Origin of the sequence: Azoarcus indigens (genome assembly GCF_004361735.1) — a bacterium.
Lineage (GTDB): Bacteria > Pseudomonadota > Gammaproteobacteria > Burkholderiales > Rhodocyclaceae > Azoarcus > Azoarcus indigens.
The window spans coordinates 19,941-35,105 of sequence record NZ_SNVV01000026.1 but is presented as its reverse complement, the minus strand read 5'-3'; the positions used below and the strand labels follow the sequence as shown (position 1 = coordinate 35,105).

Below are 15,165 nucleotides of genomic sequence, written 5' to 3'. Positions count from 1 at the left end.
GGCGAACGCGAGGCACAGGCTGGCCGCGAGGGGCTGTCGTTGCGGAGGGGTCATGGTTCTCTCGGTGAAAAGTCTGTGCTCTAATGATGTTGATTCTCATTTAGATCATCTACCCTGATCGGGAGTCGCGACACCCGAAGAAGGAGTTTTTCCATGCCGGACGTCCCGCTGGTGGACGTGGCGGGGTATCTCCCGCCCGACCTGATGCACAGGCCCGAGCTATGGCCCGCCGGGCCGCAGCGGAGCGGGGCTTACGCCAACGGACGCGGCTTGTCGGCCTTCGCCAGCCGCAGCGAGTACGGGGCGCCGACCACCATCGCGGTGATGGACTCGGAACATCGCCTGCATCTGTCGGTCTGGCTGCGCGATGGGATGTCGGTAGATGCCGATGGCTGGCGCTTCCAGGTGGGCGGGCAACAGACTGTCGCCGGATTCATGCCGGGGGCATGCTGGAAGACGTGCTTCCAGGGGGCTGTTCACCACGTGGGACTGCTGGTCGATCCTGGATGCCTCGCCGCTTTGGCGGGGGAGGCGGGGGTGGATTACTTCGATGGCCTGCGACGCGATGGCTGCCTGCGCATCCAGTCCGGCGACACTGACACCCTGCGCGTGGCGCGCGAACTGGATGCCGTGTTGCTGGATCCGGCCAGCCTGGGCTTGATGCGCGAGGTCAAGAGCCTGGAACTGCTGGCGTGCCTGCTGCTGGCCAACCGGCGCCAGGCCCGCGCAGGGCTGAACGCCAGGACGCGCGAGTGCCTGCATGCGGCGCGCGAACGGCTGCTGCGCGACCTCGCGCAAGCGCCCACGCTGGAAGAATTGGCGGCGGAATGCGGGCTCAATACTTTCGCCCTCAAGCGTGGCTTCAAGGCACTGTTCGGCATGCCCGTACATGCGCTCTACCAGCGCGAGCGCATGCGCCGGGCCTGGACGCTGATCGCCTCCGGCCAGATGACGGCCGGCGAGGCGGCCAGCGCGCTGGGCTACAGCAACTTCAGCCATTTCGGGGCGGCGTTCCGGCGTGCGCATGGGATTCTGCCGGGGCAGGTGCGGCGACATTCCCTCGCTTGACGGACACCGCGCCGTCACGAACGTCAGCGGTGCTTGGTCGATACGCCGGCAGAGATCGTGAAGCGGCGGCGAGGAAGCGCCAACCGAATGGAGGAATGGGCGTTCGCCCTTGAATTCATTCGGGAACCGCTGCCTTGCTTGTCGAGGTGAAGGCGATGGCGAAACCGGCACGGGGTGAGGGATGGCGGGCCTTGAGCCAGCGGCGGTGGCCGCCACCGAAGCGCCGGGGACGATCAAGCCGCTGGAGGACCGCAAGGCGCGCACCGGCATCCTCTTCGTGCTGCCGTCGGGCATGCGTCGGGAGAGGCTTTCCAAGGAGAGGGCTGCGGTTCACGGCGTGAGTGCTGGCGAGGGCTCCAGGCACCCTCGGATCACCGAAACGCAAGGCATCCCCTGTCCAGACCCCGGTTGGTGCAGGCAGACCGCGGCCACGAGCACGACAGGTGATGCCGACCGCTCCACACGGCTGGCATCACCACCCGGATCACCCGCAGGAGCCAGCCGCATGGGAGCGGCCTGTGGGAGGCGGGCGGGGGCGGTCGAGCGCCCCTGGGCTGCTTGCGCAGCTTTCACCGACTGCGCATCCGTTTCGAGCGGCCCGCTGTCATCCACGCACGAGGCCGCTCTCGAAATCGCCTGCTGCATCATTTGCCGGCGACATCTGCGAAAGGCACGAGCCTGGTTCTGTCGGCGCTTCTTAGTGCGAGGAACTCAGCTTCATCAGCACCAGCCCGCAGACGATCAAGGCTGCGGCCAGCAGCCGCATCGGCGTCACCGCCTCGCCCAGCACGGCGATGCCGACGAGGAAGGCGCCGACCGCGCCTATGCCGGTCCACATGGTGTAGGCGGTGCCCAGCGGCAGGCTGCGCATCGAGATGGAAAGCAAGGCGAAGCTGATCACCATGGCGACCAGCGTGACGGCGGTAGGAATGGGCCGGCTGAAGCCCTCGGACATTTTCATCGACCAGGCCCAGACGACTTCGAACAGACCCGCAGTGATGAGGTAAAACCAGGCCATGATGCGGCCCTCCATGCAGGGCCGGGCCGTCCCGGACGTTTTTCCCGGAGTGGGGGAGGTCGTCCTCCTGCGTCTGCGCGAGACGCGGGGCGCGATGCGATTCAGGTCAGTGGGGTTCTCCCCTCTTCCCTTGCGGGGCGCAGGCGGAAAAAGCAAAGCGCTGCTTCGCCCGCCGGAGCGCCTTGTGGCATGCAGGCCACAGGGCCGGGGTGGGGGGGAGGGAGTTGATCCCCGCGCCCGCTGAACCGTATTGCACCAACCGGGATTTTAGTGCGCTGCTGCAGGGCGGGCCAGCCTGCACATACTCGATGTGCTGTCGACCGTGGCTGGCTTGGCAGGAGGGCGTTGGGCCGGACGGCGGCGCCTCATTCCGCAGGAAGAGAGGCTTGAACGACGTCAGAACATGCGCTTGTTCTCATCCAGGACTTTCATGATGTTGCGCGGTATCGCCCTGCTTGCCTTGCTCACCGGCTTGATCGCGACTTCGATGGCGGTGGTGGCTGGGTTCAAGCGTTCTTAAATCGTTCTTATCTGTCTCCGCCCAGTACCGGGATGGTGGACTTTCTTGCCCTGCATTACCTCGACCGCAGCCGTTTCGACTCCAAGCAGCTGGGCAAGCTGGACAACAGCTTGCGTCGAATGAAGGGCGGTGAGCCCTATCTGGAGCGCCTGCACGAGCAATCGCGGAAGTGGTCGGTGATCGGGTTCGGCGCGCTGGCGGTGCTGTCTTTCAGCACGGCGGTATTGAGCTGCGGGGCGTCGAGAAGACTGGGGGCCGTCATGGCCAAAGAGCAGGCTGCCGCCCAGGAGAGACGAGGCAGCCCGCCACCCGCTTGATGGCGGAACGGCGGGCTGTGTCGAGGGAGAGCGGGTTCAGCGCTGGGCGCTGGCGAGCGCGGCGGGCGGCGCCTCCCATCCTCCGCCCAGCGCGCGGATCAGCCCCACCGCGGCGCGGGCGCGCTCGCTGTCCAGCTGCACCGCGAGGCGGCGCTGCTGCAGCACGCTGCGGTCGGCGTCTATGACTTCGAAGTAGCTGGTGGCGCCTTCGCGGTATTGCAGTTGCGACAGGCGGGCGGCGCGTTCGGCGGCGCTCACCGCTTCGTCCTGGGCGCGGGTCTGGTCGCCGATGATGCGCAGCGCGGCCAGGTTGTCCTCCACCTCGCGGAAGGCGTTGAGCACCGTCTGGCGGTAGCGGGCGACGTCTTCCTCGTAGGCGGCGCGGCTGCGGTCCAGCTCGGCCTGGCGGCGGCCGCCGTCGAAGAGGGGCAGGGAGAGGATGCCGCCGGCCAGCGGGCCGAGCAGGAAGGTGCGGCTGGACCAGTCGAACAGGTCGCCCAGCTCGGCCGACTCATAGCCCAGCGCGCCGGTGAGGCTGAGGCGGGGGAAGAAGGCGGCGCGGGCGATGCCGATGCGCGCGTTGGCGGCGGCCATGGCGCGCTCGGCGGCGGCGATGTCCGGCCGCCGTTCCAGCAGGCTGGAGGGCAGGCCGGGCGGTACCGCCACCGCGACGCGGCTGAGCGGCTGCGGCGGCAGGCTGAATTCCGCCGGCGACTTGCCCAGCAGCGTGGCCAGCGCGTGTTCGGCGATGGCGCGGCGGCGGGCGATGCCCAGGGATTCCGACTGCGCCGAGGCCAGCTCGGTGCGGGCGCGGGCGACGTCCAGCTCGCCGATGTCGCCGGCTTCGAAGCGGCGCTCTATCAGCCGCAGGGCTTCGCTGCGCAGGTCCACCGTGCCGCGGTAGAGCGCCTGTTCGGCGTCCAGCGCGCGGATCTCGAAATAGGCCTGGGCGACGTCCGCCTGCAGCGCCAGCAGCACCGAGCGGAACAGCGCTTCCTGCTGCTCGGTGCCGGCGGTGGCGGCTTCCACGCTGGAGGCGACGCGGCCGAACAGGTCCACCTCGTAGGCGATGTCGGCCTGGGCGCGCCACAGGGTTTGCGGCGACACCGAGGCGTCGTGCTCCAGGCCCTGGGAGGCGGGCGAGGCGCGCTGGCGGGTGGGGCCGAAGCTGGCGTTCACCTGCGGCAGGCGGTCGGCGCGGGCGCTGCCTTCCAGCGCGCGGGCCTGGGTGAGGCGGGCGGCGGCGGCCTGCAGATCCTGGTTGGCAGCCAGGGCCTGGACTTCCAGCGCGTCCAGGGTGTCGTCGGCGAATACCTTCCACCACTGGCCGCGGTGCTGGTGCTCGGCCGGCGTGGCGGCCTGCCAGCGGGCGGCGGCAGCCGGGTCCAGTTCCTTGAAGGCGGCCGGGGTTTCCACCGCGGGGCGTTCATAGACCGGTGCCAGCGAGCAGCCGGCCAGCACCAGGGCGGCGGCGAGCGCGGTGGGCAGGGTGCGGGGCAGGCGGGCAAGGCCGGCGCCCAGCCGTGCCGCCAGCCGGCTACCAGGCCGGGCGGCGCCGGCGGGGGGAGCGGAGTTGTTGGAGTTCATGCTTGCGGCTCCGTGATCAGTATTCGACATGGGGCACCGTGATGGGCGCCGGATGCGGGTTGGCCGAATGCAGTTTGTGGCGGTGGTCCAGCGTGCGCAGCAGCACGTAGAACACCGGGGTGAGGAAGAGGCCGAACAGGGTCACGCCCAGCATGCCGAAGAACACCGCGATGCCCATGGCCTGGCGCATCTCGGCGCCGGCGCCGAAGGAGAGCACCAGCGGCACCACGCCCATGATGAAGGCGATGGAGGTCATCAGAATCGGGCGCAGGCGCAGCCGGCTGGCTTCGATGGCGGCCTCGATCGGCTTGCGGCCCTGGATCTCCAGCTCGCGGGCGAATTCGACGATGAGGATGGCGTTCTTCGCCGACAGCCCCACCAGGACCATCAGGCCGATCTGGGTGAAGATGTTGTTGTCGCCCCCGGTGAGCCAGACGCCGGTGAGGGCGGCGAGGATGCTCATCGGCACGATCATGATCACCGCCAGCGGCAGGGTCAGGCTCTCGTACTGGGCGGCCAGCACCAGGAAGACCAGCAGCACGCTGATGGGGAACACCCAGATCCCGGCGTTGCCGGCGAGGATTTTCTGGTAGGTGAGATCCGTCCATTCGAACTTGATCCCGCGCGGCAGCGTTTCCGCGGCGATGCGCTCGGCGGCGGCTTCCGCCTGGTCGGAGGAATAGCCGGGCGCCGGGCCGCCGTTGATGTCGGCGGCGGTGTAGCCGTTGTAGCGCACCACCATCTCCGGGCCGTAGCTGGGGCGCACCTGCACCAGTGAGGACAGCGGCACCATGTCGCCGGCGGCGTTGCGCGTCTTCAGCTGGCCGATGTCTTCCGGATGGGCGCGGTAGGGCGCATCCGCCTGCGCGCGCACCTGGTACACCCGGCCGAAGCGGTTGAAGTCGTTCACATACAGCGAGCCGAGGTAGATCTGCATGGTGTCGAACACATCGGTCACCGATACGCCCAGCTGCTTGGCCTTCACCCGGTCCAGGTCCACGTCCAGCTGCGGCACGTTGATCTGGTAGTTGGTGAAGGTGGGGCCCAGCTCCGGCGCCTTGGCGGCGGCGGCGACGAAGGCCTTGGTGGCGGCGTCCAGCTCGGCGTAGCCCAGCGCGCCGCGGTCTTCCAGCTGCAGCTTGAAGCCGCCCAGCGTGCCCAGGCCCAGTACCGGCGGCGGCGGGAACACGGCGACGAAGGCGTCCTGGATGGCGGCGTACTTCTGGTTCAGCGCCATGGTGATGGCACCGGCCGACAGCTCGGCGGAGCGGCGTTCCTCGAAAGGCTTGAGGGTGACGAAGACGATGCCGGCCGAAGAACTGTTGGTGAAGCCGTTGATGGACAGGCCGGGGAAGGCGATCGCGCTCTGCACGCCGGGCTGCTCCAGCGCGGCGGCGCTCATGCGGCGGATGACGTCTTCGGTGCGATCCAGCGAGGCGCCGTTGGGCAGCTGGGCGAAACTCACCAGGTATTGCTTGTCCTGCGCCGGCACGAAACCGCCGGGCACGATATAGCCCACGCCTACGGTGAGCGCCAGCAGCACCGCGTAGATGCCCATTACCGAAGCCTTGCGGGTGACTACGCCCGCCACGCCGCGGCTGTAGCTCTCCGACGCGCGGCCGAAGAAGCGGTTGAAGCGGGCGAAGAAGCCGCCCAGCAGCTTGTCCATCACGCGGGTGAGGCCGTCCGGCGCGGCGTGGTGGTCCTTCAGCAGCAGGGCGGACAGGGCCGGCGACAGCGTCAGCGAGTTGAAGGCGGAGATGACCGTAGAGATGGCGATGGTCATCGCGAACTGCTTGTAGAACTGGCCGGTGAGGCCGGTCATGAAGGCCAGCGGCACGAACACCGCGACCAGCGTGAGGGCGATGGCGATGATGGGCCCGCTCACCTCCTGCATGGCGCGGTAGGTGGCGTCCCGCGGGCTGAGGCCGGCGGCGATGTTGCGCTCCACGTTCTCGACCACGACGATGGCGTCATCCACCACGATGCCGATGGCCAGCACCATGCCGAACAGCGACAGCGCGTTGATGGTGTAGCCGAACATCAGCAGCAGGGCGAAGGTGCCGATGATGGACACCGGCACTGCCAGCAGCGGAATGATGGAGGCGCGCCAGGTCTGCAGGAACAGGATGACCACCAGCACCACCAGCGCCACCGCTTCCAGCAGGGTGGTGATGACCGCCTTGATGCTGGCGCGCACGAACTGGGTGGGGTCGTACTCGATGCGGTAATCCACGCCGGCGGGGAAGTCCTGCCGCAGCTCGGCCATGGCCGAGCGCACTTGCTCCGACACCGACAGCGCGTTGGCGCCGGGCGACTGCATGATGCCCATGCCGATGGCGGGCTTGTTGTCCAGCAGCGAACGCAGGCCGTACTCGGAGGCGTCCAGCTCGACGCGGGCGACGTCCGACAGGCGGGTGACGCCGCCGTCCGCCGAGGTCTTGAGCACGATGTCGCGGAACTGCTCTTCGGTCTGCAGCCGGCCCTGGGCATTCACCGAGAACTGCAGCGGCACGCCGGGCAGGGTGGGCGAGGCGCCGATCACGCCGGCGGCCACCTGCACGTTCTGCTCGCGGATGGCGGCTACCACGTCGGTGGCGGTGAGGCCGCGCTGGGCCACCTTCTGCGGGTCCAGCCACACGCGCATGGCGTAGTTGCCGGCACCCCAGATGGCGACCTCGCCCACGCCCTGGATGCGCGCCAGCCGGTCCTTCACGTTCAGCACCGCGTAGTTGCGCAGGTAGGTGGCGTCGTAGCGGTCGTCCGGCGACAGCAGGTGCACCACCAGCGTCAGCGTCGGCGAGCTTTTCACCGTGGTCACGCCCAGGCGCTGAACGTCCTCCGGCAGCCGCGGCAGGGCCTGGGAGACGCGGTTCTGCACCAACTGCTGGGCCTTGTCCGGGTCGATGCCGAGGCGGAAATACACCGTCAGCGTCAGGTTGCCGTCGCTGTTGGCCTGGGATTGCATGTAGATCATGTCTTCCACGCCGTTGATGGATTCCTCCAGCGGCGTGGCGACGGTTTCGGCGATGACCTTGGGGTTGGCGCCCGGGTACTGGGCGCGCACCACCACCGAGGGCGGCACCACCTCCGGGTACTCGGAGATCGGCAGCTGGAACATCGCCAGCGCGCCGGCCAGCAGTACCAGCACCGACAGCACGCCGGCGAAGATAGGCCGGTCGATGAAGAATTTGGAAATGTTCATGGCGGGGAGCTCAGCGGTTGTCGGCCAGCTTGGCGTTGCCGGTGGCTGCCGGGGCCGACATGGAGACGAGATTGGGGGTGATGGCCTGGCCCGGACGGGTGTGCTGCAGGCCGTTCACCACGATGCGGTCGCCCGGCTGCAGGCCATGTTCGACGATGCGCAGGCCTTCATGCACCGCGCCCAGCTTCACCTCGCGGTAGGCGGTCTGGTTGCTGTCGTTCACCACCAGCACGAAGCGCTTGGCCTGGTCGGTGCCGACGGCCTTCTCGTCGATCAGGATGGCGTCGCGCTGGGTGGCGCCGCCCAGGCGGATGCGGGCGTAGAGCCCGGGCAGCAGGCGGCCGTCCGGGTTGTCGAACACCGCCCGCACGCGGATGGTGCCGGAGGAGGTATCCATGCGGTTGTCGATGGAGCTTACCTTGCCGCTGCGGGAATAGCCCTCCTCGTTGGCCAGGCCCAGCTGCACCGGCACGCCGGCGCCGCCCTTGCCGTCGTTGATGACGCGGAGGAAGCTCTGCTCGTCCACGTCGAAGGCGGCATACAGGCGGTCCACCGACACCAGCGTGGTCAGCGCCGGAGAGGCCGGCCCGGCGGCGACGACGTTGCCCAGGGTGACCTCGGCGCGCGACACCCGGCCGGCCACCGGCGCGGTGATGCGGGTGTATTCCAGGTTGAGCCGCGCCGCTTCCAGCGCCGCGCGGGCGGCCAGGCGGTTGGCCTCGGCTTCGCGGGCGGCGTTCTGCTTCTCGTCGTAATCGCGGCGGGCGATGGCGTTGTCGGCCAGCAGGCGCTCGCCGCGCGCCAGTTCGTTGGCAGTGTAGGCGGCGCGGGTTTCCGCCGCGGCGAGCTGGGCGCGGGCGCGCTCCACCTCGGCGGCGTAGGGGCGGGGGTCTATGGTGAACAGCGGGTCGCCTTTCTTCACCAGGCTGCCATCGCGGAAATGCACCTCGGTGATGGTGCCGGACACGCGGGGGCGGATCTCTACCCGCTCCACCGCCTCCAGCCGGCCGGAATACTGCTGCCAGTCGGTGATGCGCTGCTCGGCCACGGCGGCGACATCCACCGTGCTGGCGGGCGCGCCTTCGGCGGCGACGGCCTTGCCGTCCTGACTGCGCAGGGTGGCGAAACCTCCGCCGAGGGCGAGAACGACGGCGACCATGCTCGCCAGGACATAGGGTTTGCGGTTACGCGACATTTGATGCGGCTCCTGTCGGGGTCGGCCTGGCCTCGGGAGGCTGGCCGATGGGTTCTTGAAAGCGTTTTGTGATGACGGCCACCGCGGTGGCCGGAACGGATGCAGGAAGTCGGAGGCGGCAGGTGGGAGAGCGCGCCGGTTCCGGGGCGCGGATTCAAGCTGCATTTCTGCCGCAGTGCATCAATGGTGGGATGTTTTCTCGCGCGGATAAATGTGGTGTTTCCGGAAACACTATTTACGGTCGGCGAATAATCATTGGCGAACTTGGCGGATAATTCGGCAGCGGATCAGCGAGAGGAGCCATCCATGGATCGTTTTCAGGCAATGCAGGTGTTCACGCGCGTGGTAGATGCGAACAGCTTCTCGCGCGCGGCCGACAGCCTCGGGCTGCCGCGGGCCACCGTCACCACCACCATCCAGAACCTGGAGAAGCTGCTGCAGGTGCGCCTGCTCAACCGCAGCACACGGCGCTTGAGCCTGACGCCGGACGGCGCGTCCTACTACGAGCGTTGCGTGCGCATCCTGGCCGACGTGGAGGAAACCGAGGCCTCGCTGCGCCACGCCGCCAGCAGCCCGCGTGGCCGCCTGCGGGTGGACGTGCCAGCCTCCATCGGCCGTCAGGTGCTGCTGCCGCGGCTATGCGAGTTCCATCATCGCTACCCCGACGTGGAACTAGTGATCGGCATGACGGACCGGCCGGTGGACATGGTGGCGGACGCGGTGGACTGCGCCATCCGCAAGGGCGAGCTGGAGGACTCCAGCCTGGTGGCGCGCCGCATCGGCCTGGTGCCCTGCGTGACCTGCGCCTCGCCGGAATACCTGCAGTGCTACGGTACGCCGCGCACGCTGGACGATCTCTCCCAGCATTACGCAGTGAATTACTTCCTGGCCAACGACAAGGTCTGCCCCTGGGATTTCATGGTCGATGGCGAGCCGGTGGAGATCAAGGGCAACAGCGTGGTGTCGGTGAATGATGCCGATGCCTATGTCGCCTGCGGCTTGCAGGGCTTCGGTCTCATCCAGGCGCCGCGCTACATGGTGTTGCCGCACCTGGAATCCGGCGCGCTGCGCGAGGTGCTGCCGCAGTGGCAGCCGGCGCCGATGCCGCTCTCGGTGGTGTATCTGCACAACCGCCACCTGTCGCCCAAGGTGCGCGCTTTCGTCGATTGGGTGGTGGAACTGTTCTCCAACTGCCCGCTGCTCACCGGCTGCTCGGTGGAGTCGGAATGCAGCTTCGCCAAGGCGAGTGCGGAAGGCGCGCGTGCCGGCGGGGGGCAGACGCGGGAGTTGGAAGGGGTGTTCTGATTCGCTGCGGGCGCCAGGCGGGCGTGCTGCTGGACGCCCGCTGGAGCCGGAGCGGACCGGGTGGCGTTGCGACAACGGCCGGGCGTGCAGCCCGGCCGTTGTCGTATCAGGCCCCGGTGCGCAGGTTGGCCCGCAGGATGCCGGTGGTGGCGCGCTGCCACTCGGCCAGGGCCTCGCCCAGATGGCCGGCGAATTCCAGCTGGCTGGCCACCGCATGCTCGGCGAAGCGGTGGAAATCTTCCGCTTGCCGGGCCAGCGCATCGGCGGCGAAGGTGGTCGAGGCCGCCTGCAGGTCCTGCCAGTCACGGGCTTCCTGGATGCGCCTGGTCTCGCTGCGCTGCGCGGCGGCGACGCGGTCGATGGAGCGCCGGCTGTCGCTCAGCAGGCGGCGGCTGCCTTCCTGCACCAGGTTGCCCAGGCGCAGGATGAGTTCGAGATGGGTCTGGTAAAGCGCGAAGGGCGTGTCGGGGTCCAGGCTCACGGGGTGTTTCCCTCTATGCGGTTCGGAAGGGGATCAGAAGCGCAGGCCGACCATGATCTGGTGCAGGTCGATGCCGTCGTTCGGAAGCTCGATGTCGGCGTTGGAGTAGTGCGAGAACTGGTAGCCGGCGTACCAGCGCTTTGCAAACTCCAGGCCTGCGCCGAGGTGCTCGGAGAACTGGAAGTGGGTGGAGAACTCCTTGGCCCCCAGCTTGCTCTGGCTGAACAGGCCGGCACCCAGGCCTGCCTCGAAATAGGGACGGATGGCGGCGCTGCCGTAATGCACCCGGAACACCGCGATGGCGCCGCCCTGGGTGAGATCGTTGGGGCCGTTCTTGCTGCCGGAGTAATGCATCTGGCTCAGCTCCAGTTCAGGCCGCAGCGTCGCCTTCCAGTTGCCCCAGTCGTCCGACCACACTGGCGAGAAGCGGAAGCCGATGCCGCTGCGTTCGTAGTGCTGGCCGGACTCACCGTAGCGCAGGATGATCTCCGGACCGTCGTCCTCGGCATGGGCGAGGGGCGCGACTGCCAGTCCCAGCACCGCGCCGGCGGCGAGGGAGGCAAGTTGGCGGGAGAGGGAGGGGGACCGGCGGCGTGAGGCGGAGGACGAGCAGATGCGGGGGGAGGCAGGGTACATGGTCGATTCCTGGAAGGGGAGGGTTGAACCGGGTATTGCCTGACCGGCGTGGGTCGCCGGGCCGGCGTTGGCAGAGCGGGAGAATATCTTGTCGTTCTGGTGTTGCAGGGAGAGCCGGGTGGCGCCGCGATGCGGGCCGGGGCTCCCGGGCTGGCCGGAAAGGCGCAGGACGCCGGCGGGCAGATGAGGCATGCGGGTCTCCATTTCGGTTCGGTCCGCAGGAGGCCCGCGGGGCGCAGGATATGAAGCTTGGGCGATTATCCAGCGCACGTTGGATAACGGTCAATCATCGCTGGGTGACGGCGGTTGCGTGTTCGCAACGGTTCGCGCCTCCGGGCACCCGTGGTAGTGTTGCCGCCGCCATGGACCCATGTGATACGCCGCGGCGCCCCGGGCGTCCCAGAGGGCTGGATTCGATTTGCCGCGAAAAACTGCTGGCGGCGGCCTTGCCCGCTTTCGCCCGCCACGGTTTCGACGGCGTGAGCCTGCGTGCGATCGCCCGCGCGGCCGGCTTCGATGCGTCCATGGTGTCCCACCACTTCGGCTCCAAGGCCGATCTGTGGTACGCGGTGGTGGAGCAGCTGGCGCTGGAATTCCAGGCAGACCTGGAGGATTCGGCTCTCGGTGTCGCCGGCCCGCAGCCGGTATGGCAGCGGCTGGCCGCGGTGGTGGATCACATGGTGGATCGCCTTGCCGCCCGCCCGGCGGTGGTCATGCTGGTGAGCCGGGAGATCAACGACCCCAGCCCGCGGCTGGACTTCCTCGTGGAGCATCTGCTGCGGCCGGCGTACCTCCATTACGCCCCGCTGTGGCGCGAAGGGATGGAGGCCGGCGTGTTCCACCAGACCGATCCGGCGGTGTTCCACCTGAGTTTCTTCGGCGCGGTGGCCATGGCCCTGTCCGCCCAGGAAGTGATAGGCCGCATCACCGGCCAGCCGATGGATGCCGACCGGCTGAAGCAGGAGATCCGGCGTGCCATGCTGGGCGATGCTGCGCCGGATTGAGCCCGCCAGCCGCCAGCGCCCGTTTCCCCGCCGACCTTTTCTGCCGCTTGCACGGCGTCTGCGGGGCGTCCCGCTGCTCGTGAGCCGGCGGTCCCAGTCCGGGAGTCGCAACATGAGCCGTGCCGGATGCGGCCGGCCTATGCCAATGAGGATTCCGGACAGGCGGCGCGGCAGGCGCACGGCGGCTGCTGCCCGAAGTCGCTAAACTTCGCCTTTCTTCGCCGGATAACCCGGGCTGCAATGTCTGAGCTTTCGTCCACCGCCGATGTTTCGGCGCCGCCGTCCGCCGCCGTGGCCGCCCTGCGGCGGCTCGCCCTGCCGGTGATCGTGGTGCTGGTGCTTGCGCTGGCCTGGTTTGCCTTCAGCCACCTCATGGGCGAGGTGTCTTACGCCGATCTGAAGGCTGCGCTGGACGCGGTGCCGCTGACGGCGATTGCCGCTGCGCTGGTCTGCACCATCCTCAGCTTTGCCGCGCTCACCGTGTATGACCTGGGCGCCCTGGAGTTCGTCGGCCGCAAGCCGCCCAAGGTGGCGGTGGCGCTCACCTCCTTCTGCGCCTACGCGGTCGGCAATACCGCCGGCTTCGGCCCGCTGACCGCCGGCGCCATCCGCTACCGTTTCTACACTCCGCACGGCGTGGAGCCGGACGAGGTGGCGCGCATCATCGCCTTCGTCAGCCTGGCCTTCGGCTTCGGGCTGGCGGGCATGGCCGGGCTGGGGCTGATCGCCGCCGCGCGGGATTTCCCCATGCTGCCGTTGCCGCCGCAGGCGCTGCAACTGCTGGGCGGCCTGATCGTCGCGCTGCTGGCCGGCTTGTGCTTCGTCGTTGGCCAGGGGCGCGCGCTGCGCCTGTTCGGGCATGAGCTGCGCCTGCCCTCGCGGCGGCTGATCCTGCGCCAGTTCTTCGCCACCGCGGTGGATGTGTCCGCCTCGGCGGCGGCGCTGTGGGTGCTGCTGCCGGGGGACAGCATCAGCCTGCCGGCCTTCATCGCGGTGTATGCGGTGGCGATAGGGCTGGGCGTGCTCAGCCATGTGCCGGCGGGGCTGGGCGTATTCGAGACGGTGATCGTGGCCGCGCTGTCGTCCCAGGTGGCGCCGGAGAAGGTGCTGGGCGCGCTGGTGTTGTACCGGGTGATCTATCACCTGGTGCCGCTGGCGCTGGCGGTGCTGCTGATCACCGCGCTGGAGGCGCGCCGTGCCGCGGCCAGCCCGCTGGCGCACGCCGCGCTGCGCGCCGGCAGGCGGCTGGCGCCGCCGCTGATCGGCGCGTTCACACTGGTGCTGGGAGCGCTGCTGATCTTCTCCGGCGTGACGCCGGTGGGCGACGAGCCACTGGAGCTGCTGGGCGCGGCGGTGCCGCTGCCGCTGGTGGAAGGCGCCCATTTTCTCGCCAGCGTGCTGGGCGTGGTGCTGCTGATCGTTGCCCGCGGCCTGGTCTACCGGCTGGATGGCGCCTGGTGGCTGGCGATCATCATCGTGCCGCTGTCCATGGTGCTGGCATTGGTGAAAGCGCTGGCGTTGGGCGAGATGCTGCTGCTGGCGGCTTTGTTCGCCGCCTTGCTCGCCTCGCGCAAGTCTTTCTCGCGGCAGGCTTCGCTGCTGCACCAGGCGCTGACGCCGGGCTGGCTGGCGGCGGTGGCGACGCTGATGATCACCGCGGTGGCGCTGCTGCTCTTCGTCTACAAGGACGTGGCCTATACCAACGAGCTGTGGTGGCAGTTCGAGTTCTACAGCGAGGCACCGCGCAGCCTGCGCGCGCTGCTGGGCGTGCTGCTGACCGCCAGCGTGGGCGCAGGCTGGATCCTGCTGCGGCCAGCGGCACGGCAATCGGCGCTGCCGACCGCGGAGGAACTGGCGCAGGCGCGGCGCATCGTCGCCGCTCAGCCGCGGGTGGATGCCGGGCTGGTGGCGATGGGCGACAAGAGCCTGCTGTTCTCGGAGGATGGCCGGGCCTTCATCATGTACGGCCGCCAAGGGCGCTCCTGGGTGGCCTTGTCCGACCCGGTAGGGCCGCGGGAATGCTGGTCCGGCCTGGTGTGGCGCTTCGTCGAGATGGCACGGCAGGCGGGCGGCCGCGCGGCCTTCTATCAGGTGGCGCCGGATTCGCTGGCGTTGTATGCGGACGCCGGGCTGATGGCCTTCAAGCTGGGCGAAGAGGCGCGGGTAAGCCTGCCCGGCTTCGACCTCAAGGGCGCCAAGCGGGCCAACCTGCGACAGGCGCTGAACAAGGCGGAACGGGAAGGGCTGGTGTTCGAGGTGGTCGGCACCGTGGAGGTGGAGGGCATCCTGCCGGAGCTGCAGGCGGTGTCCGATGCCTGGATGGGGCATCACCAGGTCAGGGAGAAGCGCTTCTCCCTGGGGGCGTTCGAGCCGGGCTACGTCTGCAGCCAGCCGGTCGCGGTGCTGAGACAGGCCGGCCGCATCGTCGCCTTCGCCACCCTGCTCACCACCGCGCTGAAGGAAGAGGCCAGCATCGACCTGATGCGCTTCCTGCCGGGCGCACCCAACGGCGTCATGGACGTGCTTCTGCTGCGGTTGATCCTGCACTTCCAGAGCGAGGGCTATGGCTGGTTCACCCTGGGCATGGCGCCGCTCTCCGGCCTTTCCGGCAGCGAGGCGGCGCCGGTGTGGCACCGCGTTGGCCGGGCGGTGTTCGAGCATGGCGAGCGCTTCTACAACTTCAGTGGCCTGCGCGCCTTCAAGGCGAAATTCCAGCCCGAGTGGCAACCGCGCTACCTGGCGGTGAGCGGCGGCATCAACCCGATGTTGGCGCTGGCCGACATCACCGTGCTGATCAGCGGCGGCTTGAAGGGGGTGATAGGGAAATGA

Annotated in this window: 11 protein-coding genes; 5 read left to right on the top strand and 6 right to left on the bottom strand. The window is 68.7% G+C overall.

Annotated elements, in window-relative coordinates; translation table 11 throughout:
• The first annotated feature begins 153 nt into the window (after nucleotides 1-153).
• Complete coding sequence (locus tag C7389_RS21300; RefSeq protein ID WP_133594681.1) at nucleotides 154-1,068, top strand: helix-turn-helix domain-containing protein; 915 nt, start codon at nucleotides 154-156, stop codon at nucleotides 1,066-1,068.
• 697 nt (nucleotides 1,069-1,765) lie between these two features.
• On the opposite strand, the gene C7389_RS21290 is transcribed toward C7389_RS21300, so the two are convergent.
• Nucleotides 1,766-2,086, bottom strand: a complete 321-nt coding sequence (locus C7389_RS21290) for a DMT family transporter (protein WP_133594680.1) — start codon at nucleotides 2,084-2,086, stop codon at nucleotides 1,766-1,768.
• Nucleotides 2,087-2,638: 552 nt separating this feature from the next.
• Between C7389_RS21290 and C7389_RS21285 the strand changes: the two genes are divergently transcribed.
• Nucleotides 2,639-2,923, top strand: a complete 285-nt coding sequence (locus C7389_RS21285) for a hypothetical protein (protein WP_133594679.1) — start codon at nucleotides 2,639-2,641, stop codon at nucleotides 2,921-2,923.
• A 36-nt stretch (nucleotides 2,924-2,959) separates the two neighbouring features.
• Here the strand turns inward: C7389_RS21285 and C7389_RS21280 are convergent, their stop codons facing one another.
• Genes C7389_RS21280 through C7389_RS21270 form a run of 3 tightly spaced genes read right to left on the bottom strand, consistent with a single transcriptional unit; the run spans nucleotide 2,960 to nucleotide 8,910 of the window.
• Nucleotides 2,960-4,510, bottom strand: a complete 1,551-nt coding sequence (locus tag C7389_RS21280) for an efflux transporter outer membrane subunit (RefSeq protein ID WP_133594678.1) — start codon at nucleotides 4,508-4,510, stop codon at nucleotides 2,960-2,962.
• Between the two features lie 16 nt (nucleotides 4,511-4,526).
• Nucleotides 4,527-7,715 (bottom strand): efflux RND transporter permease subunit, encoded by a 3,189-nt coding sequence (locus C7389_RS21275; protein ID WP_133594677.1) that lies wholly within the window; start codon nucleotides 7,713-7,715, stop codon nucleotides 4,527-4,529.
• Nucleotides 7,716-7,725: 10 nt separating this feature from the next.
• Nucleotides 7,726-8,910, bottom strand: a complete 1,185-nt coding sequence (locus tag C7389_RS21270) for an efflux RND transporter periplasmic adaptor subunit (protein WP_133594676.1) — start codon at nucleotides 8,908-8,910, stop codon at nucleotides 7,726-7,728.
• A gap of 306 nt (nucleotides 8,911-9,216) precedes the next feature.
• On the opposite strand from C7389_RS21270, the gene C7389_RS21265 reads away from it, so the two are divergent.
• Nucleotides 9,217-10,215: a LysR family transcriptional regulator gene (locus C7389_RS21265; RefSeq protein ID WP_133594675.1), complete on the top strand. Its 999-nt coding sequence runs from the start codon at nucleotides 9,217-9,219 to the stop codon at nucleotides 10,213-10,215.
• A gap of 106 nt (nucleotides 10,216-10,321) precedes the next feature.
• On the opposite strand, the gene C7389_RS21260 is transcribed toward C7389_RS21265, so the two are convergent.
• Both C7389_RS21260 and C7389_RS21255 read right to left on the bottom strand, forming a co-directional pair.
• On the bottom strand, nucleotides 10,322-10,696 hold the full coding sequence (locus tag C7389_RS21260; protein WP_133594674.1) for a hypothetical protein: 375 nt from the start codon (nucleotides 10,694-10,696) through the stop codon (nucleotides 10,322-10,324).
• A 33-nt stretch (nucleotides 10,697-10,729) separates the two neighbouring features.
• Complete coding sequence (locus C7389_RS21255) at nucleotides 10,730-11,524, bottom strand: acyloxyacyl hydrolase (RefSeq protein ID WP_162851803.1); 795 nt, start codon at nucleotides 11,522-11,524, stop codon at nucleotides 10,730-10,732.
• A gap of 50 nt (nucleotides 11,525-11,574) precedes the next feature.
• On the opposite strand from C7389_RS21255, the gene C7389_RS21250 reads away from it, so the two are divergent.
• Together C7389_RS21250 and mprF are read left to right on the top strand one after the other, a co-directional pair.
• Complete coding sequence (locus C7389_RS21250) at nucleotides 11,575-12,336, top strand: CerR family C-terminal domain-containing protein (protein ID WP_133594672.1); 762 nt, start codon at nucleotides 11,575-11,577, stop codon at nucleotides 12,334-12,336.
• 240 nt (nucleotides 12,337-12,576) lie between these two features.
• Nucleotides 12,577-15,165: a bifunctional lysylphosphatidylglycerol flippase/synthetase MprF gene (mprF, locus tag C7389_RS21245; RefSeq protein WP_133594671.1), complete on the top strand. Its 2,589-nt coding sequence runs from the start codon at nucleotides 12,577-12,579 to the stop codon at nucleotides 15,163-15,165.

Excerpts from the sequence above, each read along its gene's own strand:
- C7389_RS21250 (WP_133594672.1), top strand. The coding sequence starts at position 11,575 with ATGAAGCTTGGGCGATTATCCAGCGCACGTTGGATAACGGTCAATCAT.
- C7389_RS21265 (WP_133594675.1), top strand. The coding sequence starts at position 9,217 with ATGGATCGTTTTCAGGCAATGCAGGTGTTCACGCGCGTGGTAGATGCG.
- C7389_RS21290 (WP_133594680.1), bottom strand. The coding sequence starts at position 2,086 with ATGGCCTGGTTTTACCTCATCACTGCGGGTCTGTTCGAAGTCGTCTGG.
- C7389_RS21280 (WP_133594678.1), bottom strand. The coding sequence starts at position 4,510 with ATGAACTCCAACAACTCCGCTCCCCCCGCCGGCGCCGCCCGGCCTGGT.
- mprF (WP_133594671.1), top strand. The coding sequence starts at position 12,577 with ATGTCTGAGCTTTCGTCCACCGCCGATGTTTCGGCGCCGCCGTCCGCC.
- C7389_RS21255 (WP_162851803.1), bottom strand. The coding sequence starts at position 11,524 with ATGCCTCATCTGCCCGCCGGCGTCCTGCGCCTTTCCGGCCAGCCCGGG.
- C7389_RS21275 (WP_133594677.1), bottom strand. The coding sequence starts at position 7,715 with ATGAACATTTCCAAATTCTTCATCGACCGGCCTATCTTCGCCGGCGTG.
- C7389_RS21285 (WP_133594679.1), top strand. The coding sequence starts at position 2,639 with ATGGTGGACTTTCTTGCCCTGCATTACCTCGACCGCAGCCGTTTCGAC.
- C7389_RS21270 (WP_133594676.1), bottom strand. The coding sequence starts at position 8,910 with ATGTCGCGTAACCGCAAACCCTATGTCCTGGCGAGCATGGTCGCCGTC.
- C7389_RS21300 (WP_133594681.1), top strand. The coding sequence starts at position 154 with ATGCCGGACGTCCCGCTGGTGGACGTGGCGGGGTATCTCCCGCCCGAC.